Origin of the sequence: Streptomyces sp. NBC_01723 (assembly GCF_036246005.1) — a bacterium.
GTDB lineage: Bacteria > Actinomycetota > Actinomycetes > Streptomycetales > Streptomycetaceae > Streptomyces.
This window is the reverse complement of record NZ_CP109171.1, coordinates 5,105,968-5,130,009: the sequence shown is the minus strand read 5'-3', so window position 1 is coordinate 5,130,009 and position 24,042 is coordinate 5,105,968. Positions and strand designations below refer to the sequence as shown.

The window sequence follows — 24,042 nt, the reverse complement described above, 5'->3', positions numbered from 1 at the left end:
GCCGGTGTGCCCGGCCGCCTGTCGTGGAAGAGCCCCCGGTGTCCTGGTGACGCCGGGGGCTCCTCGTCATGAGGCGGCCGAGCGGTACTTGCGCACCGACAGGGTCCGGAAGACCGCGATGATCAGGACGGACCACATCACCGACGCCCAGACGGGATGCTGCATGGGCCAGGCGTCCGACTGCACGACGCCGGGGTTGCCGAACAGCTCGCGGCAGGCCTGCACGGTGGCGCTGAACGGGTTCCACTCGGCGATGTGCCGGAGCCAGGGGGTCATCTGGCTGGAGTCCACGAAGGCGTTCGACACGAACGTCACCGGGAACAGCCAGATGATCCCTCCCGAGGTCGCCGCCTCCGGGGTGCGTACGGAGAGCCCGATCAGCGCTCCGATCCAGGTGAAGGCGTATCCCAGGAGCAGGAGCAGGCCGAAGCCCGCGAGGATCCGCACGGCGTTGGTCGGCTCGGCGGAGCCGGTGCGCCAGCCCACGATCAGCGCGACGATCGCGAGGACGAGCAGGGTGATCGCCGTCTGCACCAGGTCGGCGACGGTCCGGCCGGTGAGCACCGCGCCGCGGGCCATCGGCAGGGAGCGGAAGCGGTCGACCAGTCCCTTCTGCATGTCGTCGGCGATGCCCGCGGCCGATCCCGCCGTGGCGAAGGTGACGGTCTGCGCGAAGATGCCGGCCATCAGGAAGTCCTTGTAGACGTCCGCGTCGGTGGTGTTCCCGATCTGCAGGGAGCCGCCGAAGACGTACGTGAAGAGGACCACGAACATCACCGGCTGGATGACCCCGAACAGGACCATCTCCGGGATCCGGGTCATCCGGATCAGGTTTCTCCGGGCGATGACCAGGGAGTCCCTGATGGACGCCCCGACGGGGTTGGTGCTTGCCCCGGCCGGCGTGGCTTCGGTGGCGGCGCTCACTTGGCGGCCTCCTTCTTGTCCTTGTGGCCGGCGTCGGCCGTCGGGTCCTGGTCGTCGCCCTCGTTCTCGGCCTCGGCCTCGGCCACGTGGCCGGTGAGGGAGAGGAAGACGTCGTCCAGGGTGGGGCGGCGCAGTCCGATGTCGTCGATCTCGATGCCGCGGACGTCCAGCTCGCGGATGACCTCGGCGAGCAGCTTCGCGCCGCCGGTGACGGGGACGGTGAGCTTCCGGGTGTGCTCCTCGACGCTGGTCGAGCCCTTGCCGAATCCGGCGAGCACCTCGGCGGCCGTCCCCATGTGGTCGCGCTCGTGGACGACGACCTCGACGCGCTCTCCGCCGGTGCGGGCCTTGAGCTGGTCGGAGGTGCCGCGGGCGATGACGCGGCCGTGGTCGACCACCGCGATGTCGTGCGCGAGGTGGTCGGCCTCCTCCAGATACTGCGTGGTCAGCAGCAGGGTCGTACCGCCGGAGACCAGCTGCTTGATGACCTCCCACAGCTCCTGGCGGTTGCGCGGGTCGAGGCCGGTGGTCGGTTCGTCCATGAACATGACGGGCGGGGAGACCACCAGGGCCGCCGCCAGGTCGAGCCGGCGGCGCATGCCTCCGGAGTAGGTCTTCGTGGGACGGTCGGCGGCGTCCGTGAGGTGGAACTGCTCCAGCAGCTCGACGGCCCTGGCCTTCGCGGCCTTGGACCGCATCTGGTAGAGCTGGCCGACCATCTGGAGGTTCTCCCGGCCGGTCAGGTACTCGTCGACCGCGGCGAACTGGCCGGAGAGGCCGATGGAACGCCGGACGTCGTTGGGCTGCTTGAGCACGTCGATGCCCGCGACGACCGCCCTGCCGCTGTCGGGGCGCAACAGCGTCGTGAGGCAGCGGACGGCGGTGGTCTTGCCCGCGCCGTTCGGCCCGAGCAGGCCCAGGACCGTGCCCTCGGGAACGTCCAGGTCGACGCCGTCCAGAGCCCTTACGTCACCGAAAGTCTTGACCAGGCCTTCGGCATAGATGGCGCCTGGCATATGAGTCTCCACGTCGTCGGGGATGCTTCGGAAAGCCTAGGTTTATGGATTTCGCCGCGCTCAGCGAGCGAATTACGAAACACACCATAACGCGATGTATCGCGTCTCACAATCTACTTACACGAACGAGTGACAAGTGGTGGCCGGCCCTTCCGGATCCCGGTTCCCGGATCCTCGGCCCCCCGGTTCCGGCCCCCCCGCCCCCCCGGTTCCGGGATCCGCCGGTTCCAGGATCCGCCGGTTCCAGGATCCGTCTCAGCCGATGACGGGGTAGCCGGCCTCCCGCAGCGCCCTGCCGACCTCGGCGCAGTGCTCCGGGCCCTTCGTCTCCAGGTGCAGCTCGACCTCCGCCTCCGTGAGCCCGAGCCGGGGATCGGTCCGTACGTGGCTCACATCGAGGACGTTAGCGTCGACCACTGACAACACCCCGAGAAGCGTGGCCAGGGCGCCGGGACGGTCGGTCAGCCGCAGCCGGACCGCCAGGTAGCGGCCCTGGGCGGCCATGCCGTGCCGCAGCACGCCCTGCATCAGCACGGGGTCCACGTTGCCCCCGGACAGCACCGCCACGACGGGGCCCTCGAACGACCCGGGATCGCTGAGCAGCGCCGCCACCGGACTCGCCCCGGCCGGCTCCACGACGAGCTTGGCCCGCTCCAGGCAGAGCAGCAGAGCCGTGGACAGCTCGTCCTCCGAGACCGTGCGGACCTCGTCCACCAACTCGCCGACGATGCCGAACGGCACGTCGCCCGGCCGCCCCACCTTGATGCCGTCGGCCATCGTCACCGGGTGGTCGACCGCCACCGGACGCCCGGCGGCCAGCGAGGGCGGATACGCCGCCGCGCCCTCCGCCTGCACGCCCACGATCCGCACGTCCGGCCGCAGCGCCTTCACGGCGACCGCGATGCCGGCCACCAGCCCTCCCCCGCCGATCCCGACCACGACGGTCCGCACCTCGGGGCACTGCTCCAGGATCTCCAACCCGACCGTCCCCTGGCCCGCGATGACGTCGGGGTGGTCGAAGGGGTGGATGAACACCGCGCCGGTCCGCTCCGCGTACTCCTGCGCCGCGGCCAGCGTCTCGTCGACCACCTGGCCGTGCAGGCGCACCTCGGCTCCGTAGTCCCGGGTCGCGCTGATCTTCGGCAGCGGGGCACCCTTCGGCATGAACACCGTCGAACGCACACCGAGCAGCGACGACGCCAGGGCCACGCCCTGCGCGTGGTTGCCGGCGCTCGCCGCGACCACCCCGGCGGCCCGCTGCTCGGGGAGCAGCCCGGCGATCCGGACGTAGGCGCCGCGCAGTTTGAACGAGCCCGTCCGCTGGAGGTTCTCGCACTTGAGGTGCACCGGCGAGCCGACCAGCTGGGACAGGTGTCTGCTGCCCTCCATCGCCGTCACCCGCGCCACACCCGAGAGCATCTTCTGCGCTCCGCGCACGTCGTCGAGGGTGACGGGTCCGACGAGGGCGGCCGTGCTGTAGCTCATGCCTCCAGCATCGCAGTTCACGGGGGCCCGGGGCCGTTGTGACCAACCTCCGAGACCCGCTTTGCGCAGCGCTGGTACGCCCTGCCCCCCGGCCGCGTACCCTGTCCCCCAATTAGCAGCCCTCCACGAAGTGAGCCCCCGGCCATGCCCACAACACCTGAAATGTCGATGGACATGACGACCGCCGGTGACCCCGGTCTTCTCGAGACGCTCCAGCACGAGGTCGCGCTCTTCGCCCGTCGTGCCGAACAGACCCGGCTCGGCGGGGTCGGACAGGTCCGCAACTCCATGGACCGCGCCGCCTACCTGCTGCTCAACCGCCTCGACAAAGAGGGCCCGATGGGCGTGAAGGCACTGGCCGCGAGCATGGGGATCGACTCCTCCACGGTCACCCGTCAGGTGGCTCCGCTCGTGGACACGGGCCTGGTCAAGAGGACGTCGCACCCGGAGGACGGACGCGCGGTGGTGCTCCAGCTGTCCCCGCGCGGCGAGGCGCGGCTGGAGGAGGTCCGCTCCTCCCGGCGTCAGCTGATGGCCGAGCTGACCCACGACTGGGCGCCGGAGGAGCGCGAGGCGTTCTGCGCGCTCCTCGCGCGCTTCAACGGCGCCCTGTCCGCCCGGATGGCCCCTTCGGGCATGGCGGGGCAGGACTCGCCGTCGGGCTCCTGAAGCGCCTTCCCCGGCTTTACCGCGCGGTTCGGACCGAACTCTTGACCGACGGGGCACCCCTGGCCTGATATGAGACCTCAGGGGTCGTCACCGTCTGGGCGGGAGGCGCGGTGCGAGAACGGCATGTGTCTCACAATGCCCGCCGGGCCCGGGAGTTCGAGGCGTTCGTGGCGGGCGCGGCGGGGCGGCTGCTGCATGCCGCCACCCTGCTCACGGGGGAGGCGCCGGACGCCAACCCGCGCGCGCGGCGGCTGCTGTCGCTGTCCCTCGCCCACACGTACGCGTCCTGGGACCGGCTGCACGGCGAGGACCCGTACGACCGGGCCCGGCAGTATCTGGCGGCCCGCTTCGCCCGCGGCGCCTGGCACCGGCACGGCGGCCTGGTCCGGCCCCGGCGGCGACCCGTGGGACCGCTGGGCGCGCTCACCCCTCAGGAACGCCTGATCCTGGTCCTCAGGCTGTACGAGGGTGTCGCCGAGGAACAGGCGGCCGCGCTGCTCGGCCTGCCCGTGGAGCGCGTACGCACGATCTGCGACCGGGCGACGGCCACCCTGCTGCGCCCGCCCGTCACACCGGTCCGCCCGGTGGAGGCGAAGGCGAAGGCGGTTACGCCGTGAGGCGCGTGGGCGGGGCGGGAACGGCCTGCGGGCCCGGCGGGGCGGGAACGGCCTGCGGGCCCGGCGGGGCGGGAACGGCCTGCGGGCCCGGCGGGGCGGGAACGGCCTGCGGGCCCGACGGGGCGGGGTGGTGCGACGGGGCGGGCGGATCGGGTGCGTCCGCCTCTTCCCGCGGCTCCGGCGCGACCGGCGGATCGGGCGCGACCGGCCCATCCGGCAGGCCGGGGGCATCCGGCGGGCCCGGCGAGTCCCACGCGTCCGGCAGGACCGCCGCCGGTACGCGCGTGTGGTGCGTCAGGAGGGGGCGGTGAACCGCGCGCGGCGGGAGGCCGCCGCCCGGCGGATCATGGAGCAGTCGCCGCCGCGCGTGCCGCCGGAACTGTACGCGGACGCCGTGCGCCGCGGCGCCCGCATGCTGCGGCACCGGACCGCCGCCCGCCGCGCGATGTGGCTGCTGCTGTGCGCCGCGCTCGTGGCGTTCACCGTGTGGGCGCTGACCGTGCGGCCCTGGGTGGAGCCGCCGTCGGAGACGACCCCACCGGTGACGGGCTGGGAGGGCTGGTGAGCCCTTGGACCAGGGGCTAGCCCAGGGCCTGCTGGAGGTCCGCCAGCAGGTCGTCGACGTTCTCGATGCCGACCGACAGCCGCACCAGGTCGGCGGGCACCTCCAGGGCCGAGCCCGCGGCGGAGGCGTGCGTCATCCGCCCGGGGTGCTCGATCAGCGACTCGACACCGCCCAGGGACTCACCGAGCGTGAACACCTGCGCGCGGTTGCAGACCTCGACAGCCGCCTGCTCGCCGCCCTCGACGCGGAACGAGACCATGCCGCCGAAGGCCTTCATCTGCTTGGCGGCGATCTCGTGCCCCGGGTGCTCCGGGAGGCCCGGGTACAGGACGCTCGTCACGCGCGCGTGCCGGGAGAGCATGTCGGCGACCTTGACCGCGTTCTCGCTGTGCCGGTCCATGCGCACGGCGAGGGTCTTGGTGCCGCGCAGCACCAGCCAGGCGTCGAAGGGCCCGGCGACCGCGCCCATCGCGTTCTGGTGGAACGCCAGTTCCTCGCCCAGCTCCTGGTCGTTCACGATCAGCGCGCCGCCGACGACGTCCGAGTGGCCGCCCATGTACTTGGTCAGCGAGTGCACGACGACGTCCGCGCCGAGCGCCAGCGGCTGCTGGAGGTACGGCGTGGCGAAGGTGTTGTCGACGACGAGCCGGGCGCCGGCGTCGCGGGCGACCTGGGCGACGGCCGCGATGTCGGTGATCCCGAGCAGCGGGTTGGAGGGCGTCTCCACCCACACGGCCTTGGTCTTCGGGGTGATCGCGGCCCGCACGGCGGCGGGGTCGCTCGTGTCGGCCACGGACCATTCCACGCCCCACCGGGTGGCGACCTTGGCGAAGAGCCGGAACGTGCCGCCGTACGCGTCGTTCGGGATCACCACGTGGTCGCCGGGCCGCAGCAGCGCGCGCAACAGGCAGTCCTCGGCCGCCAGTCCGGACGCGAACGCGAGACCGCGGCGGCCGCCCTCCAGGGCCGCGAGGTTCTCCTCCAGGGCCGTGCGGGTCGGGTTGGCGCTGCGGCTGTACTCGTAGCCGCCGCGCAGTCCGCCGACGCCGTCCTGCTTGTAGGTCGACACCTGATAGATCGGCGGGACGACCGCGCCCGTCAGGGGATCGGCGGTGTTGCCCGCGTGAATCGCGAGCGTCTCGAAGTGCTGACTGATGTGCCTGTCGCTCATGGGCACCGAGGGTAGCGGCGCGACGGGCTTCGCGCGTTTTCCACAGGGCGGGGGACAGGTTGGCCAATTGTCGGCGGCGTCTGGTTCGCTTGAGACATGGAGATTCTCTGGGTCCTGATGGCACTGGCCATGCTGTGCGTGGTGCTGCTCCCCGTTCTGCGGCGCCGGCGAGGCGCGGTCGGTCTGGTGTCCCCCGGCCACCCGGACGCCGCGGACCCCGCGAACTACGGCTTCGCCCTGGAGGAGGAGCTGGACATCCGCATGCCGGGACCCGACCAGGACCTGCTGGAAGTCCTGGACCTGGTGCAGCGCACGCAGGACTACAGGGGGGCGCAGCAGCTCCTCGCGGGCACGGAGGCGGAGAGCGAGCGGCGCTGGCAGCGGGTGCAGGCCTTCGCGGGTGCCGCGTCGCTGGAGCTGCGGCAGCGGCCGGGCGGTGTCGGGGACACTCCGGGCGGGCAGTGGCTGCGGGTGTGGCGGGCCGAGGCGCCGAAGGACGCGGGCGGGGCGGCGGTGCACGCCGAGTTCCTGGTGCAGCAGGCCTGGCGGACGGCGACGCCGGGCACGGACGACTTCCGGATCATCATGGAGGAGGCGAAGTCGGCCTGCTCGGAGGCGGCGCTGCTGGCCCCCGGGGACCCGGTCCCGTACATCGTCGAGCTGTCGGTGGCCCGTGGCCTCGGCTATCCGCGCGAGGACTTCGAACAGCTCTGGCTGAAGATCCTGGACCGCGCCCCGAACCACATGGGCGCGCACCTGGCGGCCCTGCACTACTGGTGCGAGAAGTGGCACGGCTCGCGCGACCTGGCGTACTCCTTCGCTGAGGCGGCCGCGGCCCGCGCCCCGCGCGGTTCCCTCCTCGCGGCGATGCCGCTCTTCGCGGTCTTCGAGCACATGCCCGAGGTCAACCTGGTCAGCGGCTTCTACCAGAGCGAGGTCGTCACCAAGGCCGTCCACGGCGCCCTGCACGCGGTGCACTCGGCCCGCCCGGACGACCCGATGCAGGCGCACGTCCGCCACCTGCTGGTCTTCTTCCTGGTCCGCGGCGAGCGCTGGGCCGAGGCCATGAACCAGCTGATAGTGATCGACGGCCACGTCGGCGCCCTGCCCTGGACCCTGTCCAGCGACCCGGCGGCGGAGTTCGCGGTCTACCGCGCACTCGCGGTGGCGGGCTACGAGGCGAACGGCGGCAGCCCGGCGACCCTTCCCCAGTGACAGTCGGCAGCCCGGCCCCCTGACTGGAGGACCGGGCTGCCGACCGCTCAACCACTCACTCGCTCAACCGGTCATCCGTCGGCGCGCACCGGCAGCCGCCACCCCGGCCGCGGGAAGTGGCAGGTGTACCCGTCGGGGTAGCGCTGCAGGTAGTCCTGGTGCTCGGGCTCGGCCTCCCAGAAGGGCCCGACCGGCTCCACCTCGGTGACGACCTTGCCGGGCCACAGGCCGGAGGCGTCCACGTCCGCGATCGTGTCCTCGGCGATCCGCTTCTGCTCGTCGTCGACGTAGTAGATCGCCGAGCGGTAGCTGAGACCGATGTCGTTGCCCTGGCGGTTCTTGGTGCTCGGGTCGTGGATCTGGAAGAAGAACTCCAGCAGCGCGCGGTAGTCGGTCTGCTCCGGGTCGTAGAGGATCTCGATGGCCTCCGCGTGGGTGCCGTGGTTGCGATACGTCGCGTTCGGCACGTCTCCCCCGGTGTAACCGACCCGGGTCGCGGTGACGCCGGGAAGCCGGCGGATCAGCTCCTCCATCCCCCAGAAGCATCCGCCCGCGAGCACGGCCCTCTGTGTCTGCGCAGCCATGGTGGCCCTCCAATACCAGTCATCTAGATCACTCGGGCCACCCGGCACACACACCGGCCACCCTTGCCCTTCCCGTGCAACACCTGAGGGCACCCGGCGATTCCAGGCCCACCGGCCCGGCCTCCCGCTCCCCCAGGCCGATCGGCCACCGTAAATCGCTGGCCGATCATGAGGTTCGGCCCCACGCTGTACGGCATGCAAGCCCCGGAACGCGAGATCAGGGCGGCCTACGGGACGTCCACCGTCACCGTCTATCAGGCGTACCCGCCGGAGATCGGCCTGCCCGCCGCCCGGGAGGGACGGTTTCCGGATGTTTGGAAGCGGGACAGGATGACGTGGGTCATCAAGCCGCGTTCACAGCCTCTGCCGTGCTGCTTGCAGCCACCTGCTCAGGCGCTCCACTCCACGTCAATGCCTTCTCGTGGCAGACGTACGCAGGGCCGTGTGCCCGGGCCGGCGGCCCCCGTTCGGATCACTCGAGGCGGCCCTTCAGGTGATTGCCGGAGGCCTTACGAGCCAGGCAGCCGTCGTAGAGGTACGACGTCTCAGCAGAGGACGAGCCCGAAACGCCGTGAGGAGATTGGTGATGTACGCAGCAGTCCGGCGGTACGAAGGGGTGACCGACTCGGCCGAGGCCGCACGTCTCGTGAACGAGGGGTTCGTGCCGCTCGTGCGCCAGGTCTCCGGATTCGTGGCCTACTACTGGATCGATGCCGGGGACGGAGTGATGGTCTCGACCAGCGTCTTCCAGGACCAGGCCGGTGCCGACGAATCGATCTCGAGTGCTGCGGACTTCGTGCGGGACAACCTTGCATCGCTGCTTCCCAACCCTCCCCAGATCACGGCCGGCGAGGTGGTGGCTTCCGCATGACAGCGTGCGGACCGGACACATGAGATGGCCTCCAAGGTCGTACCGGCCCGCAATGCCCACCTGACCGCCCTTCACAACTCTCATCCCGCCCCGTGCTCGGCGGCAGAGAGAACTGTGAACATGGCTTGACATGGGTCACCAAGCCGGGTTCACAGACTTCGTAGGGGGCGTCATACGCCACGCAAGGAGTCGTCGCGTTGGGCTTGCCAGAGAGATCGCAGCGTGGCGACCGCACGCTGAGATGCCTCGTGAGGCGTGGGACGGGGTGCATGGACCCTCGGGCCTGCCAGGTCCCGACCACTGAGTGAACGGGCGGGGACCGCGCCCCAGTCAGCTCGGTCCACAACAGCTACGTGCCCGTGCTCGTGGGCAGCTTCGTCCTGCCAGTCGTCCGGCGGTGCCATGAGGACACGCAGCATCCGCTCGTCGAGCCACTCCAGTCCCAGAACTTGACGGCCGAACTCGTTCTCGATGAGAGAAGCCACGGCGCCCGACTTCAGGTGCAGGAGTAGCAACTCTCCCTCGAAGAAGTAGCCACCGTCATACTTGCCGGCACCTACCGCGAGCAGCGGGCGCCGGGAGTGGAAGGCCAGTGCGTGCACGGGAAGCGTGAGCGAACGAGCGCGCGCCGGACGAAGGAACGGCTGTCGTAGACCGCGACCGGCGTTGCTCTGCCGTGTGCCGGCGCGCCTGCCACGGCCAGGAGGCGCCGCTGCTCGTCGTGGACGACCTGGAACGGGTCCCCGACACCGAGGAAGGCCCAGCCGCCAGCCGGGTGTTCTCTGGAGGCTGTCATGCGGTGATCTTCTCAACTGCCCTGCTTGGCGGGGTAGCTGCTTGGCGCGAGATCATGAAGACATGACGAAGCAGATCAAGGAGGCGCCGCCAGCGGAGCAATCCGTCAGTGAGCCGGTGCTCTCCGCTTACCAACGGGCGCTGCGCGACCGATTGCTCGCTGCCCCAGTCGTTCCCCCGCCTGCGCCTTGGCGCCCCGTCTTCGAGTACGCGTACGGCATCCCTGTCGGCGGACTGCTCGGCATCGGCTTCGCGTCGCATTCCGACAGCGGACACGACCTGGTCATGGTCGTCTCGCACGACGGTCACGGTCTCTTCGACGCCGTCACCGGCGAGAAGATCGCAAGGGACCGCGACCCCGACCCCGAGGGCAGCACCCCCGACGGTGTCGCCGACCTGACCTGCCCCGGACTGGGCCCGATCGCCGGCAGCCGCGTACACATCGCCGGGCTCTTCGGCGGCGGGTTGCACACTACGACCGAAGACGGATGGACCCTGGAGTCCGTCACACCGGCGTGGCCCAACGATCGTGTGCTCCTCTCGGCCGACGGCGGACTTCCCCACTCCGGTCCCTACGGAGAGCAGTGGTGGCACATCTTCCACGCCACATACTCGGAGCTTCGGACCTTCGGCTTCTCTCCCTCCGGAGAGACCATCGCCGTCGCCACGAGCAGCGACCTGTCCCTTTGGACCCGCCGCCCTGCGCAGAGCAACAAGGTCGCCGCCCAACGCTGACCACTCGCAAGCGCTAGACGTCGACGGCGCCGCCAGGCCGAGGTCTTCGCCCGTTCAGTTGAACGCCACGACCAGGCGGACGCCGTCGTCACCGAAGCGGCCTCCCAGAGCCTTCGGCACGGCGAAGACATGTGGCCAAGGAGTCTCAGGCCCCAGGACAGCGCGGACGGTCAGGGTCGAGCCGCCGCCTCATGACAAACATGAATGCACCGACAGTGCTGGGCGGCTACAACGGCATGCATGACGACCTTCTGCTGTATGAAGTGCGGAGTTGAACTCATCACGGACTTGGTGGAGCTACCTCACGTGCCGGAAGTCTCGGGCCGTGACGGAGATCGAGACAAGGCGACGCGGCTGGCCCCCTCTACCGTGCCGCAAGGGCGCTACGCCAATGATCCTGAGCCGTGGGGCGCGCCGTTCACGCCGCCGACCGACGAATCTCGACCGCACCATCCACGCCAACCAGTTATGCCGCCCGAACTCACTAACTGGACTCCAGCCGGTCCGAGGGACACCGTCGTCGTGCACTTCCAAGACGTACCCGCTCTGAGCCTGCTGGGTGATGGCGGCCCGCACTGGGGTTGCTGTGGCCCGCTCGGCACCGGGGGCCGCAACATGGCTTGTGGATGCGGTGCCCTTGTCGCCACCCTCGCCGCCGACTGCATGGGTCCGTACAAACTCCACCTCGATCCCGTGCGGGTATGGGCGTTCGACACCGAAGGGACGGTGGGATGAGCAGCCGTCCGGTGCCGACGCATGCCGCTGAACTGGAACCGCTCAGGCGGCACCTCCGTAATCCGTCGCCCGTGCTCCTGGAGCGGCACACAGGCTGAGCCCCCGTTTCAGTCCCGCCCCCGCAACCCCCGGATCAGCAGCCCCACCAGCTGCCGTGCGTCGTAGCGCGGGTCGTTCTCCGCGCCGATGCAGAGGTTGCCGACGCCGCGCATGAGGGCGATGGCGCGTACGTCGGAGTGGATCTCTCCGGCGGTGGACGCGGCGGCCAGGAGGTCGGTGCACACCGGGACCAGGCGGTCGAGGAAGTACGTGTGCAGGGCCTCGAAGCCCGCGTTGTCGGACTGGAGGACCCCGGCCAGGCCGTGCTTGGTGACCAGGAAGTCGACGAAGAGGTCGATCCAGCGCGCGAGCGCGTCGTACGGGGTCGGGGCGCTCGCCAGCAGGGCGGGGCCCGCCTCGGCGCACGCCTCCACCTGGTGCCGGTAGACGCCGATGATGAGGTCGGCCCGGGTCGGGAAGTGGCGGTAGATCGTGGCCGTTCCGACGCCGGCCTCGGCCGCGATGTCGCGGACGGGGGCTTCCACGCCCGACCTCACGAACACCGCGGCGGCCGCGTCGAGCAGCGTCTTCTCGTTGCGCCGCGCGTCCGCACGCTTGGGGCGGGCCGCGTGCCCCGCGGCGCCTGAGCCGTCCCTCGTGACCTCTTGGCCGTCCTTCACCGTGCCATTCCCTCCGCCGACGCCGAGCGGCGTTGCTAAACGGGACACCGTTCCGTATCGTTAAACGGGACAGGGTTCCACTTGGCTCTCCATGATGCCAGAGCAGCGGACCCGCTACCAAGTCATGCCCCGATCTCCCCGTCCGGAGGAATTCGTCATGCAGTACCGCACCTTGGGCCGCACCGGCGTGCAGGTCAGTTCGCTCGCGCTCGGCGCCATGAACTTCGGCAGCATCGGACGCACCACCCAGGAGGAGGCCACCGCCCTCGTCGACGCCGCCCTGGAGGCCGGGATCAACCTCATCGACACCGCCGACTGGTACAGCGGCGGCGAGTCCGAGGAGATGGTCGGCAAGGCCATCGCGGGCCGCCGCGAGGACATCGTGCTGGCCACGAAGGCGTACATGCCGATGAGCGACGAACCCAACCACAGGGGCGCCTCGCGCCGCTGGCTGGTCACCGAGCTGGACAACAGCCTGCGCCGGCTCGGCGTCGACCACGTCGACCTCTACCAGATCCACCGCTGGGACCCGGACACCAGCGACGAGGAGACGCTGTCCGCCCTCACCGACCTCCAGCGCGCGGGGAAGATCCGCTACTTCGGCTCCTCGACCTTCCCCGCGTACCGCATCGTCGAGGCGCAGTGGGCCGCCCGCGAGCACCACCTGGGCCGGTACGTCACCGAGCAGCCCAGTTACTCCGTCCTCCAGCGCGGGGTCGAGAGCCACGTGCTGCCCGTGACCGAGCGGTACGGACTCGGCGTGCTGGTGTGGAGCCCGCTGGCCTCGGGGTGGCTGTCGGGAGCGGTCCGGGCGGGGCGGGAGATCGCCACGCACCGTTCGTCGGTCCTGCCGGAGCGGTTCGACACCTCGCTGCCCGCCAACCGGGCCCGCATCGACGCCGTCGAGAAGCTGGCCGCGGTCGCGGACGAGGCCGGACTCACCATGATCCAGCTCGCGCTCGGTTTCGTGACCGCCCATCCGGCCGTCACCGCCGCGCTCGTCGGCCCCCGGACCCCGGACCACCTGCGCGCGCAGCTCGCCGCCGCGGACACCGTGCTCTGCGACGACGTCCTCGACGCGATCGACGCCATCGTCGCCCCCGGCACGGACCTGGCGGCGCACGAGAAGTCCGACGCCACGCCCGCGCTCCTCGTCCCCTCGCTGCGGCGCCGCTGACCAGCCGGGTGAGCGGCGCCGGGGAGCCGTCACCGGCCGCGGCCCGCCCGTTCCGCCAGGAACTCCGCCCAGGTCAGCTTGGCCACCAGAGCCCCCGCCAAGGTGAGGTTGGCGCCGGAGCGGTACGCGCGCCCCGCTTTGCCGGGCATGCGCACCGGCAGCCTCGGGCGCCGACGGCGGCCGTGGACCTCGCGGTAGGTGTCCGCCAGCGCGGCCAGGTCGTGGACCTCGGGGCCGGTCATGTCGGGGACCCGGCCGGACGGCTCCGCCAGGGTCAGTTCCGTTAGGCGTTCGGCGACCTCGCGGGCGGCGACGGGCTGGAGGCGCAGTCCGCCCGGGGCCGGGAGGACCGGCAGCCGGACCATCTTCTCGATCATGGTCAGGGTCAGCTCGTGGAACTGGGCCGCCCGCAGCACCGTCCAGCCGATGCCCGAGTCGGCGATCGCCCGCTCCGACTCCAGCTTGGTGCGCAGCCAGGCCAGCGGCACGGTGTCGGCGCCCACGACCGAGATGTACACGAGGTGCCGTACGTCGGCCCGCGCGGCGGCGCGTACCAGGGTGCGGGTCGCCTCGTCGTCGCCCTTCGGACCGCCCGCCAGGTGCAGGACGGTGCGCACACCGCCGGCCGCGGCGTCGACGCCCTCACCGGTCAGGAGGTCGCCGGTGACGTACTCGACGCCGTCGTCCGCGGCGGAGGGGGGCCGCCGGGTGAGGATCCGCACCTGGTGACCGGCCGCCCGCAGCAGCGGGACGACGTGCCCGCCGAGGGTGCCGGTACCGCCGGTGACCAGGATGGGGGTGGTGGGGTTCGAGGGGGTGGAGGGGTTCGTCATTTCTGCTCCCGGGGTCTGCCTTGGGTGTCGTGGCGGTATGACCCGGGGCGGGACGGAGATGTGACAGGGCCGGGGAAGAAATCTTCCCCGGCCCCGAAAACGAATCGGCTGACCAGCCGGTCGACCGGTCAGGCCGGTCGACCGGTCAGACCGACCAACCGGTCAGATCGTCGCCGTGTCGATCACGAACCGGTACCGCACGTCACTCGCCTGCACCCGCTCGTACGCCTCGTTGACCTCGGACGCGGCGATCAGCTCGATCTCCGCGCCGATGCCGTGCTCGGCGCAGAAGTCCAGCATCTCCTGGGTCTCGGCGATGCCGCCGATCATGGATCCGGAGAGGGACTTGCCGCCGCCGAGCAGCGCGAACAGGTTGAGGGAGACCGGCTCCTCGGGCGCGCCGACGTTGGCCAGCGTGCCCTCCGTCTTCAGCAGGCCCAGGTAGGCGCCGAGGTCGAGCGGGGCGGAGACCGTGGAGACGATCAGGTCGAAGCTGCCCGCCAGTTCCTCGAAGGTGGCCGGGTCGCTGGTGGCGTAGTAGTGGTCGGCGCCCAGCTTCAGGCCGTCGTCCTTCTTGCGCAGCGACTGCGACAGCACGGTCACCTCGGCGCCCAGGGCGTGCGCGAGCTTGACGGCCATGTGGCCGAGACCGCCCAGGCCGACGACGGCGACCTTCTTGCCGGGGCCCGCGTTCCAGCGCCTGAGCGGCGAGTACGTGGTGATGCCGGCGCACAGCAGGGGCGCGGCCTCGTCCAGGGAGATGCCCTCGGGGATGCCGAGGACGAAGTTCTCGTCGACGACGACCTTCTCCGAGTAGCCGCCGTAGGTCGGCTCGCCGTCCTTGCCGATGCCGTTGTACGTCATCACGTTGCCGCCCGTGCAGTACTGCTCGCGGCCGGCCTTGCAGTTCTCGCACTCGCGGCAGGAGTCGACCATGCAGCCGACGCCCACCCGGTCGCCGACGGCGAACTTCGTGACGCCGGGGCCGACCTCGGAGACGATGCCCGCGATCTCGTGGCCGGGGACCATCGGGAAGATGGCCTCGCCCCAGCCCTCCTGGACCTGGTGGATGTCGGAGTGACAGATGCCGGCGAACTTGATGTCGATCAGGACGTCGTGTTCCCGCACCTCGCGCCGCTCGATGGTGGTGCGCTCCAGCGGAGCCTTGGCGGCGGGTGCTGCGTACGCGGCGACAGTGGTCATGCCGGGTTCTCCGGGATTCTCTCGTCTTCGTCTGGTGATACCTCCACCCTGCCTGCGGCCCGCGAAGTCACCCAGACCACGCTTTTGCGTACGTCCAGCGTGCGTACCACTGACGGGGACAGGCTCGCGGACGTACGACCGGGAATACGTCGGGCGATACTGGACACCATGGATGGACAGCTTGACCGGCGAGCCGAACTGAGCGAGTTCCTGCGCACCCGGCGGGCCCGGCTGAAGCCGGAGGACGTGGGCCTGGAGTCGTTCGGACGGCACCGCCGGGTCCCCGGCCTGCGGCGGGAGGAGCTGGCGCAGCTGGCCGGGGTGTCGGTGGCGTACTACACCCGACTCGAGCAGGGCAACGGACAGAACGTGTCGACGGAGGTGCTGGACGCGATCGCCCGCGCCCTGCGGCTGACCGATGCCGAGCAGGCCCACCTGACGCATCTCGCGAAGCCGAAGCAGCAGCGCCGGCGGGCCGGGGCCCCGCGGGGCAAGCAGCCGGTGCGGGTGGCACTGCTCCAGCTCCTGGAGTCGATCGAGGCGGTACCGGCGTACGTGACGGGCCGCCGTTCGGAGATCCTCGCCTGGAACCGGATGGCCGCGGCCCTCTTCGGCGACTGGGGCAAGCTCCCGGCCGCCGAGCGGAACTGGGCACGGCTGGTCTTCCTGAACCCGGACTACCGCGAGCTCTTCATCGACTGGGACCAGAAGGCGTACGACATGGTCAGCTTCCTGCGCATGGACGCGGGCCGGCACCCGGACGACCCGCGACTTTCCGCGCTCGTCGGGGAACTCTCCGTGAAGAGCGAGGAGTTCCGCCGCCTGTGGGCCACACACGACGTCAAGGAGAAGAGCTACGGCGTCAAGCGGATGCGGCACCCGCTGGTCGGTGACCTGACCCTGTCCTTCGAGACCTTCCGCCTGGTCGACGACGACGAGCAGGCCTTCATCACGTACCACGCCGAACCGGGCTCACCCTCGGCGGACGCGCTGCGGCTGCTGGCGAACTGGGGGACGGACGCGGCGGCTTCACTGTCGGCGTGACGGTGCGTCCGGGAGTCCTCGAGGGCTAGCATGGGGTGGTGTCTGATCCCGTGTGGCCGTTGTCCCCGGACGAGATACCCGAGTTGAGAACCGACAGTGGCGTCGGGACCATGCTGCTGCACAACTCACGGCCGGATGCCAGCGGCCGGTTCTTTGCCACCGCATGGTTGATGATCTTGTTCCCGGTCCTGCCGCGGGGCCGCTACTACGTGCGGCAGGGAGCGAGCAGCGAGTCTCCGGCACTCGGCGGGACGGTGCACACGACGCGCTACGAGTTCTTCGGAAGGTCCTCCATCCGAATGAGCGAAGTCATCCGATGCTATGTGTTCGCGTGGCTCGTCGTGCCGGTCTTCTTCTTGCTCCCTTCCGCGGCTGTCCTGTGGTGGTGGACGCAAGACTCCGGCTGGGCCTCCGGGCTTTGGGGGTTTCTCGCGGTGGCCCTCTGGGCGACCCTGGGCACGCTCCTCTTCATTCAGTACAGGAGGCGCTGGCGACCTGTGCGCGAAGCTCACTGGGTTCGGGCCAGGCCGTCTGTCTGATCCTGGCCCGACGTCACACTGCGAGCGTGCCCCGGCTCAGCGCGGCGACGAAGGGCGCCCATGCGCCGGCGGTGAGGAGGAGAACGGGGCCGTCGCCGTCGCGGGAGGCCGGATCGTCGATGAGCCCCCGCTGCAGGCCGCCTCGATGTAGAGGAGCGGCGGCGCGTCCGGGAAGGTCATGACCTTGATGGAGGCGGCCATCAAGGGGTACGCCCCACACTTCCGCGGCACGATCTGCGGAGTGATCCGGTGCCGCCCGGCCAGCTCCACGACCCGGTCGAGCTGGGCGGCCATCTCCCCCGGCGGCACGATCACCACGACGTCCGCCTGTGCCCGGAGCGGACGGTGAGGGTCAGGACTGAGCCAGGGCCCGTTCGATCGCGCGGCGGGCCCGGTCCGCGGCCGTCCGGTCGTGCTGGAGCTGCTTGGCCGCGTTGAGCGCCAGCCCGGCCGCGACGATCTCGAACAGCGCCTGGTCGACGTCGAACCCGGCGGGCAGTTCGCCGTTGTCCACCGCCGCGGTCAGATCCCCCCGCAGCTGTTCCTGCCAGCGCGACCACACTTCGGCCACCGCGTCGCGGACCCGGCCGGGCCGGCCGTCGTACTCACTGAGTGCCGCGGTCATCAGGCAGCCGCCGGGCAGCAGGGGTTCTTCCAGGTAGCCCACGGAGTTGGCGCAGACCGCGCGCAGCCGCCGCAGACCCGGCGGCTCGCCGAGTACCGGCTCGACCACCCGGTGCCAGAAGTCCACGAAGGCCTTGTCCAGGGTGGAGATCTGCAGCGTCTCCTTGGCGCCGAAGTGCTTGTGCACCCCGGACTTGCTCATCTCCAGCTCTTCGGCGAGCCGCCCGATGGTGATGCCGTCCAGCCCTTCCTCGGAGGCGATCTCGGCGGCACGGCCGAGGATCCGGCCCCGGGTGGCCTGCGCTTCGGCCGCTGAACGTCGTGGTGACATACGACAAAGATAGCGTACAGTCGTTCGCTATTGATTTAGCGAACGACCGTACGCTAGCGTCCGGGTTCCACCGGAACGGAACCGGAACGAAGGAGTGCGGGATGCGGGTGCGACGACTTGGCTGGGCCGGACTGGAGATCGAGGCGGGCGGCGAGCGACTGCTGATCGACTACGTGCGGGACCTCTCGCCGCTGTTCACGGGGTGGAAGCCCGGCGAGAACGTGGCGGTGCCGGGCGGGAGGGCGTCCGCCGCGCTCGTCACCCACCTGCACCGGGACCACACCGACGCGTCCGCGCTCTCGGAGGTGTTGACGCAGGGGGCGCCGGTGCTGCGACCGGCGCCCGGTCACGGTGACGACGTGGACAACGTGACGACACTTCTGGCCGAGCGCGAGCTGGTCCGGCACCGACTGGCCGTCGAGGTCGTGGACGTCTGGTCCACGCGCGACCTCGGGCCGTTCCGCGTCACGGCGGTCCCCGCCGTCGACGGGCTGGGCGACCCGCAGCTGAACTGGGTGGTGGAGGCCGATGGACAGCGGATACTCCACGGCGGCGACACGATGTTCCACGGCTTCTGGTGGCTCGTCGCACGCCGGTTCAGCCCGTTCGACGCGGTGTTCCTGCCCGCCAACGGCGCGGTGGTCGACGCACCGCACCTGCAGCCACCGAGCCCCGTGCCCGCCGCGCTGGACCCGCTGCAGGCCGCCGCGGCCGCGGAGATCCTCGACGCCCGGTTCGCGGTGCCGATCCACTACGAACCGGAGCAGCCGGACAAGATCGCGGGCTACGTCGAGGTGGCCGACCCGGAGGCCGAGTTCCGCGCGCACGCCGGGCGGCGCGCACACGTACTGACCGTCGGGGAGTGGCTCGACCTGGCCACGTGACCGGGCACCGTCCGCCCGGCCTCCTCCGGCTCACCCGGCCGGGGTCGTCGCCCAGGAGCGCAGCTTCCCGGGGTTGCGCATCGCCCACAGGTGACGGACGCGGTGGTCCGAGACGCCGAAGGAGTACACCGTCACGACGGCGCCATCCTGACAGCCGACCGGGCCGGGCCGCCCATTGCCCGTGCGTTCGAGCAGCGTCTGCCCGGACTGCCGCGGGCCGAAGCGGAGCAGTCCGCGCACGATCGGCTCGCCGCCCCGCGGTGGGTGCTCCAGGGTGCGCACCACACCGCCACCGTCGCCGACCGCGGTCACCTCGGGGTCGAGGAGCCGGATGAGCGCGTCGACGTCGCTGGTCTCCCAGGCACGCTTGAGATCGCGCACGAGGACCACGTCCTGCGCCGTCGACGTCGCGGCGGACTCCTGTGCGGTGCGGATCGCCCGGCGCGCCGTGGACGCCGGTCGGCGGCAGGCAGCCGGCGCACGGCCGACAACCCTGGCCACCTCGGGAAACGGGCGTACGCCTCCTGGACGGCGTCCTCCGCGTCGGCCGGCGAGCCGAGCACCTGGTAGGCCACGTTGATCAGTTGCCGCCGCTCGCCGGTGACCGCACATCGTCACGCCGAGGCGTTCTCCTTGACGGTGATCCGGCCCTTGCGGATCGTCGCCACCCGTGGGGCCTTCTTCGCGATCGCCGAGTCGTGGGTGACCATCACGAAGGTCAGGCCCAGCTCCTTCCACATGCGGTCGAGTACGTCCATGATCTCGTCGCGCATCGACTCGTCGAGGTTTCCGGTGGGTTCGTCGGCGAGCAGTACCTTCGGCTGCTTCACCAGCGCGCGGGCGATGGCGACGCGCTGCTGCTGGCCGCCGGACATCTCGCCGGGGAGGTGGGCGAGCCGCTCGCCGAGGCCGACGGAGGCCAGCGCCTCGGCGGCCTGCTCGCGCCGCTCCTTGGCCTTGACGCCGAGCGGGACCAGCGCGGTCTCGACGTTCTCCTGCGCGGTGAGGGTCGGGATCAGGTTGAAGGACTGGAAGACGAAGCCGATGCTCTCGCTGCGCACCCGGGTCAGCCGGGCCTCGGGCAGCGCGGCCAGGTCGGTGCCGTCGAGGACGACCCGGCCGGAGCTGGGCCGGTCGAGGGCGCCCAGCATCTGGAGCAGGGTGGACTTGCCGCCGCCGGTGGGGCCCTGGATGACCAGGCGGTCGCCGTCGGCGATGGTCAGGTCGACGCCGTCGAGGGCGGTCACGGCGTCCTTGCCGCGGGTGTAGCGCTTGGTGACGCCGGTGAGTTCGTACATGGTGGGACTCCTGGAGTACGGGGAAGGTGGAGCTACTCGACGCGGCGCAGCGCGTCCGCGGGGCGCAGCCGGGAGGCGCGCCAGCCGCCGAAGCCACCGGCGACCAGGCCGCCCGCCACGGCGAGGGCGACCGCGAGGGCGATCGTGGTGACGCTGACGGGTGCGGTGAGCGCGATGTCCAGGGTCTTCGCGGCGGTCTGCCGGGCGGGACCGCCCATGCCGCCGCCGAAGCCGCCGGGACCGCCCGCGCCCCCGCCGCCGCCCGTGCCGCCGCCGAGCTGGGCCTGGAGCGTCGGGCTGACGGCCGTCACGGCGTACGCGCCCGCGACGCCCAGCGCGATGCCGAGGACGCCGCCGACCAGGCCGTTGACGACGGCCTCGCCGACCACCTGCCGGGTGACCCGGCCCGAGCGCCACCCCAGTGCCTTGAGCGTGCCGAACTCGCGCACCCGGCGGGAGACCGCCGAGGAGGTGAGCAGGCCGGCGACGAGGAAGGCGGCCACCAGCACCACGATCGACAGCCACTTGCCGACGCCGGCGGCGAGGGAGGAGGCCGTGGACAGGGAGCCGGAGACGGTGTCGGCGAGGTCGGCGGAGGTGGTGACGGTGGTGTCGGGGATGTTCTTCTGGATGGCGGACTTGACGCCGTCGATCTTCTGCGAGTCGGTCGCCTGGACGTAGATCGTGGTGACCTTGTCCTCGGCGTCGCCCAGGGTCTGCGCCCGCTGGAGCGGTACGTAGAGATTGGCCGCCGCGTCGCCGCTGTCGGCGGTCGCGATCCCGACGACCTCGAACTTCACGCCCTTCACGGTGACCGTGCTGCCGGTCTTGAGCTTCTTCTCCTTGGCGTAGGCAGAGTCGGCGACGGCGACCGCGGCGTCGGTCTCCGACTCCTTGAAGGTGCGGCCGCTGGTGATGGTGGAGGAGGTCAGCGGGCCGAGGGCGGGCTCGGTGACGTCGGTGCCGTAGACGGAGTAGCTGTTGACGTCGAAGTCGGCGCCGCCGCCCTGGACGCGGCCCTGCGGTGACTGCCCGCCGCCCGGACCGCCGCCCTGCCCTTGGCCCTCGCTCTGGCCCTGGCCGCCGGAGCCGCCCTCCTGCTGGAACTGACCGCGGGTGAACTCTCCGCTGACCTTCACGACTTGGAGGCTCAGTCCGCCCACCGCGTCGGCGACACCGCTCTGGCCGGCGACCTTGCCTACGGTCGAGTCGGCCAGCGTCTGGAAGCCCTGCACCATGACGCGGTCGGTGCTCTGCTCTTCCTCGGAGCCGTCCTCCTGGGCGTCGAAGCGGAAGCGGGGGCGCTCGGCGGTGGTGCCGGAGGAGGGCTCCGCGGCCTTGGTGACCGTCATGTCCGTGCCCAGTCCGTACAGGGACTGCAGGACCTTGTCCTGGGCCCGGCCCATGCCGGAGGAGACGGAGTCGACGACGATGACCAGCGCGATGCCCAGGGCCAGGCCGGAGGCGACGACGAGGGCCGCCTTTCTGCGGCGGCGCAGCTCGCGCCTCAGGTAGGTGAAGAACATGGCCGAAAGGTAGGGACGGCCGGTGATGAAGGGATAAGGCCCGCGTAAGAGGAGGATGAGAACCCGGGAGACGCCGAACGCCCGCCACCCCGGTGAGGGGGCGACGGGCGCCTGGGTGAAGTGGTGGTGGACCGCGCCGCGTTGGGCTGGGTCCGGCCGGGCCGGCTCGGTCAGACCGCCGAACCGGCCTTCCACTGGGCCCAGTCCATGTTCCAGCCGTTGAGGCCGTTGTCCGGGGCGACGGTCTTGTCGCCGGTGTTCTGGACGACGACCACGTCACCGATGATCGAGTTGTTGAAGAACCACGAGCCCGGCGTGTTCGGGTCGTTGGCGCCCTTGGCGTCCTCCAGGCCCACGCAGCCGTGGCTGGTGTTGGCCTGGCCGAAGATGCCCTTGCCCCAGTAGTTGCCGTGGATGAAGGTGCCGGAGGTGCTCAGCCGCATGGCGTGGGGCACGTCCTTGATGTCGTACTCGCCCTTGCCGTCGTCGTCGGTGAAGCCGACGGTCGAGCCGTCCATCCGGGTCTCCTTGAACTTCTCGGAGATCACCATCTCGCCCTCGTAGGTCTTGTTGTCGGGCGAACCGGCGGAGATCGGGATGGTCTTGACCGTCTTGCCGTCCTGCGTGACCTTCATCTGCTTGGTCTTGGCGTCGACGTACGAGACCTGGTTGCGGCCGATCTTGAAGGTGACCGTCTTCTGCTGCACGCCGTAGACGCCGTCGGCGCCCTCGACCCCGTCGAGCGCCAGCTTGAGGGTGACGGTCGAGTTCTCCGTCCAGTACTTCTCCGGGCGGCAGTCCATGCGCTGGGTGCTGAACCAGTGGCAGGCGACCTCCTGGCCGCTGCTGGTGTTGACCGTGATGCCCTTCTGGACGGCGGCCTTGTCGGTGATCTCCTTGTCGAAGTTGATCGACACGGGCATCCCGACGCCGACGGTCTTGCCGTCGTCCGGCGTGAAGGTGCCGATGAAGCTGTTCTCCGGGGAGACCGTGGTGAACGACGCGTTCTCGTGGGCGGCGCGGCCGTCGGAGTCCTCCGCGGTCGCCGTGATCTGGTACTTGGTGGCCCGCTCCAGCTGACCGCTGGGCTTCCAGCTGGTCTTGTCGGCGGATATCTCGCCCTCGACGGCGGTGCCGTCGGAGGCGGTCATCTTCACCTCCGTGAGCGTGCCCTTGCTCACGGTGACGCCGGTGCCGTTGTTGATGGAGGCGCTGTCCGAGCCGCCCTTCGGTGTGATCTTGATCTGGGCCTCGGACGTCTTCTTGGCCGCCGCCTCGTCCACCTCGGCCTGCGAGGTCTTCCCGTCCCCACCGGAGGTGTCGGCGTCGCCGCTGGAACACGCAGAGAGCACCAGCACACCGCCGAGCAGTGCGGACGCGGCCGCCAGGCCCTTGCGCCGCTTACCGTCCGTCATCACACGCTTCTCCATCGTTGCCGATTCCCGAAACCCCGAGATACCCCGTCAATAACTTTCAACGCTACGACCGGTTCGTCCCGTTCCACATCGCTCGCGGGTGTGGGTCACGCCACGTTTACCCACCAGGGCGGGGGTACGGGGTCGGTCAGTGCGCACCGTGAGACGACGAAACCCCGGGTGGTGGTTGCCACCCGGGGTCACGAATTTCCCCACGCGGCGTCAGCCGACCCTCAATTCGTCGTCCTCCGGGTCGTTCTCGTCGTCATCATCCTCGTGCAGGTCCCACTCGGGCGAGTCGGGGTCGTAGTCGATCTGCTCACTGCTCCAGGAGGCCTGCTGGAGCTCGACCCCCGGCACCCCGCCGACCAGGTCGAACGGATCGACGAGATGGGCCAGGGCCTCGGCGGTGTCCTCCGTCACAGCACGCTCGGACCGGGCGCGTTCCGCGTCCGGCAGGTCCGCGTCGTCGGCGAGGCGCTGCAGCGCGGCCCCCGTGAGGGCCTCCTCGTCGTCGATCTCGACGACGAGCTCGACGCGAATGCGGACGAACCGGGATGTCTCTGGAGTGGTCATGCCCGGAGCGTAAGGCCGAGGGCTCCCGTGACTTTCCTGTGACCCGCGCCTTTCACTAACATCTGCCCACACGGCCAATTCGCCAGCGCCACAAGGGGATCGATATTCCGTGTCATCCGCTCGCCGTCCGTTGCTGACCGCCGCCGCCGCGGGGGGCCTCCTGTGCGCCCTGTGGTTCGTCCCGTCGGCGAACGCGACACCCGAGACACCCGCGTTCGAGTCCGCGGCCGCGACCCCGTCTCCGCAGGTCACCGCACAGGCCAGAGTCGCGTCCACGGACACGGCGGCCACCACGGCCACCGACGGGGGCACGACCCGCCTGGCCGACACCGGCAGCTTCGACAGCACCCCGTACGTCATCGGCGGCGCCCTGTGCCTCGGGCTCGGCGCCGGCTTCGTCGGGTACTCGGTGCGCCGGGAACGCCTCGATTTTTGAGAGACTTTGACGTTCTTTTGTCTTTCTTGACCGCTGCGGCCTGACCGCTACGGCT

Annotated in this window: 28 protein-coding genes and 1 pseudogene; 12 read left to right on the top strand and 17 right to left on the bottom strand. The window is 70.7% G+C overall.

The window, feature by feature from the left end; translation table 11 throughout:
• Nucleotides 1-66: 66 nt before the first annotated feature.
• The 3 genes from OIE75_RS23925 to ilvA form a co-directional block, all read right to left on the bottom strand.
• Nucleotides 67-924, bottom strand: coding sequence for an ABC transporter permease (locus tag OIE75_RS23925; protein WP_329472086.1), 858 nt, complete (start codon nucleotides 922-924; stop codon nucleotides 67-69).
• Nucleotides 921-1,940: an ATP-binding cassette domain-containing protein gene (locus tag OIE75_RS23920; RefSeq protein ID WP_329472085.1), complete on the bottom strand. Its 1,020-nt coding sequence runs from the start codon at nucleotides 1,938-1,940 to the stop codon at nucleotides 921-923. Before OIE75_RS23920 ends, OIE75_RS23925 begins: the two co-directional genes overlap by 4 nt.
• A gap of 255 nt (nucleotides 1,941-2,195) precedes the next feature.
• The gene (gene ilvA, locus OIE75_RS23915; RefSeq protein ID WP_234955082.1) at nucleotides 2,196-3,425 is read right to left on the bottom strand and encodes a threonine ammonia-lyase; all 1,230 of its coding nucleotides are present in this window, start codon (nucleotides 3,423-3,425) and stop codon (nucleotides 2,196-2,198) included.
• A 162-nt stretch (nucleotides 3,426-3,587) separates the two neighbouring features.
• On the opposite strand from ilvA, the gene OIE75_RS23910 reads away from it, so the two are divergent.
• The 3 genes from OIE75_RS23910 (at nucleotide 3,588) to OIE75_RS23900 (ending at nucleotide 5,276) form a co-directional block, all read left to right on the top strand.
• Nucleotides 3,588-4,094, top strand: a complete 507-nt coding sequence (locus tag OIE75_RS23910; RefSeq protein ID WP_307014839.1) for a MarR family winged helix-turn-helix transcriptional regulator — start codon at nucleotides 3,588-3,590, stop codon at nucleotides 4,092-4,094.
• A gap of 110 nt (nucleotides 4,095-4,204) precedes the next feature.
• Nucleotides 4,205-4,711 carry a sigma factor-like helix-turn-helix DNA-binding protein gene (locus OIE75_RS23905; protein ID WP_329472084.1) on the top strand — a complete coding sequence of 169 codons (507 nt, stop codon included), beginning with the start codon at nucleotides 4,205-4,207 and terminating at the stop codon, nucleotides 4,709-4,711.
• A 307-nt stretch (nucleotides 4,712-5,018) separates the two neighbouring features.
• Complete coding sequence (locus OIE75_RS23900) at nucleotides 5,019-5,276, top strand: hypothetical protein (protein ID WP_307014836.1); 258 nt, start codon at nucleotides 5,019-5,021, stop codon at nucleotides 5,274-5,276.
• Nucleotides 5,277-5,292: 16 nt separating this feature from the next.
• Here OIE75_RS23900 and OIE75_RS23895 read toward each other — a convergent pair whose 3' ends face one another.
• Entirely contained in the window at nucleotides 5,293-6,447 is a 1,155-nt protein-coding gene (locus tag OIE75_RS23895; RefSeq protein ID WP_307014834.1) for a cystathionine gamma-synthase, read from the bottom strand.
• A gap of 96 nt (nucleotides 6,448-6,543) precedes the next feature.
• Here OIE75_RS23895 and OIE75_RS23890 point away from each other — a divergent pair, with 96 nt between their 5' ends.
• Nucleotides 6,544-7,662, top strand: coding sequence for a hypothetical protein (locus OIE75_RS23890; protein WP_307014833.1), 1,119 nt, complete (start codon nucleotides 6,544-6,546; stop codon nucleotides 7,660-7,662).
• 71 nt (nucleotides 7,663-7,733) lie between these two features.
• Here OIE75_RS23890 and msrA read toward each other — a convergent pair whose 3' ends face one another.
• Complete coding sequence (gene msrA, locus OIE75_RS23885) at nucleotides 7,734-8,246, bottom strand: peptide-methionine (S)-S-oxide reductase MsrA (protein WP_125492241.1); 513 nt, start codon at nucleotides 8,244-8,246, stop codon at nucleotides 7,734-7,736.
• 195 nt (nucleotides 8,247-8,441) lie between these two features.
• Between msrA and OIE75_RS23880 the strand changes: the two are divergent.
• Nucleotides 8,442-8,597: pseudogene (locus tag OIE75_RS23880) on the top strand (DUF4291 family protein); the annotation flags it as partial.
• A gap of 235 nt (nucleotides 8,598-8,832) precedes the next feature.
• The gene (locus OIE75_RS23875) at nucleotides 8,833-9,117 is read left to right on the top strand and encodes a hypothetical protein (protein ID WP_329472083.1); all 285 of its coding nucleotides are present in this window, start codon (nucleotides 8,833-8,835) and stop codon (nucleotides 9,115-9,117) included.
• A gap of 556 nt (nucleotides 9,118-9,673) precedes the next feature.
• Here the strand turns inward: OIE75_RS23875 and OIE75_RS23870 are convergent.
• Entirely contained in the window at nucleotides 9,674-9,913 is a 240-nt protein-coding gene (locus tag OIE75_RS23870; protein ID WP_307014829.1) for a hypothetical protein, read from the bottom strand.
• Nucleotides 9,914-9,975: 62 nt separating this feature from the next.
• Here OIE75_RS23870 and OIE75_RS23865 point away from each other — a divergent pair, with 62 nt between their 5' ends.
• Complete coding sequence (locus tag OIE75_RS23865; RefSeq protein ID WP_307014828.1) at nucleotides 9,976-10,647, top strand: hypothetical protein; 672 nt, start codon at nucleotides 9,976-9,978, stop codon at nucleotides 10,645-10,647.
• 842 nt (nucleotides 10,648-11,489) lie between these two features.
• On the opposite strand, the gene OIE75_RS23860 is transcribed toward OIE75_RS23865, so the two are convergent.
• Complete coding sequence (locus OIE75_RS23860) at nucleotides 11,490-12,101, bottom strand: TetR/AcrR family transcriptional regulator (protein WP_307014827.1); 612 nt, start codon at nucleotides 12,099-12,101, stop codon at nucleotides 11,490-11,492.
• A gap of 157 nt (nucleotides 12,102-12,258) precedes the next feature.
• On the opposite strand from OIE75_RS23860, the gene OIE75_RS23855 reads away from it, so the two are divergent.
• Nucleotides 12,259-13,278: an aldo/keto reductase gene (locus OIE75_RS23855; RefSeq protein ID WP_329472081.1), complete on the top strand. Its 1,020-nt coding sequence runs from the start codon at nucleotides 12,259-12,261 to the stop codon at nucleotides 13,276-13,278.
• 29 nt (nucleotides 13,279-13,307) lie between these two features.
• Here OIE75_RS23855 and OIE75_RS23850 read toward each other — a convergent pair whose 3' ends face one another.
• Both OIE75_RS23850 and OIE75_RS23845 read right to left on the bottom strand, forming a co-directional pair.
• Nucleotides 13,308-14,111, bottom strand: coding sequence for an SDR family oxidoreductase (locus tag OIE75_RS23850; RefSeq protein WP_329472080.1), 804 nt, complete (start codon nucleotides 14,109-14,111; stop codon nucleotides 13,308-13,310).
• A gap of 162 nt (nucleotides 14,112-14,273) precedes the next feature.
• Nucleotides 14,274-15,314 (bottom strand): NAD(P)-dependent alcohol dehydrogenase, encoded by a 1,041-nt coding sequence (locus tag OIE75_RS23845; protein WP_307014822.1) that lies wholly within the window; start codon nucleotides 15,312-15,314, stop codon nucleotides 14,274-14,276.
• Between the two features lie 168 nt (nucleotides 15,315-15,482).
• On the opposite strand from OIE75_RS23845, the gene OIE75_RS23840 reads away from it, so the two are divergent.
• A complete protein-coding gene (locus tag OIE75_RS23840; RefSeq protein WP_307014821.1) occupies nucleotides 15,483-16,358 on the top strand; it encodes a helix-turn-helix transcriptional regulator in 876 nt (291 codons plus the stop codon).
• 110 nt (nucleotides 16,359-16,468) lie between these two features.
• Nucleotides 16,469-16,897: a hypothetical protein gene (locus tag OIE75_RS23835; RefSeq protein ID WP_329472079.1), complete on the top strand. Its 429-nt coding sequence runs from the start codon at nucleotides 16,469-16,471 to the stop codon at nucleotides 16,895-16,897.
• Nucleotides 16,898-16,933: 36 nt separating this feature from the next.
• Here the strand turns inward: OIE75_RS23835 and OIE75_RS23830 are convergent, their stop codons facing one another.
• Both OIE75_RS23830 and OIE75_RS23825 read right to left on the bottom strand, forming a co-directional pair.
• Entirely contained in the window at nucleotides 16,934-17,215 is a 282-nt protein-coding gene (locus OIE75_RS23830) for a Scr1 family TA system antitoxin-like transcriptional regulator (protein WP_329472078.1), read from the bottom strand.
• A gap of 34 nt (nucleotides 17,216-17,249) precedes the next feature.
• Entirely contained in the window at nucleotides 17,250-17,852 is a 603-nt protein-coding gene (locus OIE75_RS23825; protein ID WP_329472077.1) for a TetR/AcrR family transcriptional regulator, read from the bottom strand.
• 101 nt (nucleotides 17,853-17,953) lie between these two features.
• Between OIE75_RS23825 and OIE75_RS23820 the strand changes: the two genes are divergently transcribed.
• Complete coding sequence (locus tag OIE75_RS23820; RefSeq protein ID WP_307014814.1) at nucleotides 17,954-18,736, top strand: MBL fold metallo-hydrolase; 783 nt, start codon at nucleotides 17,954-17,956, stop codon at nucleotides 18,734-18,736.
• A 30-nt stretch (nucleotides 18,737-18,766) separates the two neighbouring features.
• Here the strand turns inward: OIE75_RS23820 and OIE75_RS41470 are convergent, their stop codons facing one another.
• The 6 genes from OIE75_RS41470 to OIE75_RS23795 form a co-directional block, all read right to left on the bottom strand.
• A complete protein-coding gene (locus tag OIE75_RS41470) occupies nucleotides 18,767-19,117 on the bottom strand; it encodes a hypothetical protein (protein ID WP_393566168.1) in 351 nt (116 codons plus the stop codon).
• A complete protein-coding gene (locus OIE75_RS41465; protein ID WP_443078451.1) occupies nucleotides 19,045-19,299 on the bottom strand; it encodes a hypothetical protein in 255 nt (84 codons plus the stop codon). The genes OIE75_RS41470 and OIE75_RS41465 overlap by 73 nt, the downstream gene beginning before the upstream one ends.
• A gap of 51 nt (nucleotides 19,300-19,350) precedes the next feature.
• Nucleotides 19,351-20,034 carry an ABC transporter ATP-binding protein gene (locus tag OIE75_RS23810; protein ID WP_329472076.1) on the bottom strand — a complete coding sequence of 228 codons (684 nt, stop codon included), beginning with the start codon at nucleotides 20,032-20,034 and terminating at the stop codon, nucleotides 19,351-19,353.
• A 32-nt stretch (nucleotides 20,035-20,066) separates the two neighbouring features.
• On the bottom strand, nucleotides 20,067-21,560 hold the full coding sequence (locus tag OIE75_RS23805) for an ABC transporter permease (RefSeq protein WP_329472075.1): 1,494 nt from the start codon (nucleotides 21,558-21,560) through the stop codon (nucleotides 20,067-20,069).
• Nucleotides 21,561-21,730: 170 nt separating this feature from the next.
• A complete protein-coding gene (locus OIE75_RS23800; RefSeq protein WP_307014811.1) occupies nucleotides 21,731-22,975 on the bottom strand; it encodes a L,D-transpeptidase in 1,245 nt (414 codons plus the stop codon).
• A gap of 222 nt (nucleotides 22,976-23,197) precedes the next feature.
• Nucleotides 23,198-23,551 carry a hypothetical protein gene (locus OIE75_RS23795; RefSeq protein WP_307014809.1) on the bottom strand — a complete coding sequence of 118 codons (354 nt, stop codon included), beginning with the start codon at nucleotides 23,549-23,551 and terminating at the stop codon, nucleotides 23,198-23,200.
• A 109-nt stretch (nucleotides 23,552-23,660) separates the two neighbouring features.
• On the opposite strand from OIE75_RS23795, the gene OIE75_RS23790 reads away from it, so the two are divergent.
• Complete coding sequence (locus OIE75_RS23790) at nucleotides 23,661-23,987, top strand: LPXTG cell wall anchor domain-containing protein (protein ID WP_206328607.1); 327 nt, start codon at nucleotides 23,661-23,663, stop codon at nucleotides 23,985-23,987.
• The last annotated feature ends 55 nt before the right edge of the window (nucleotides 23,988-24,042 follow it).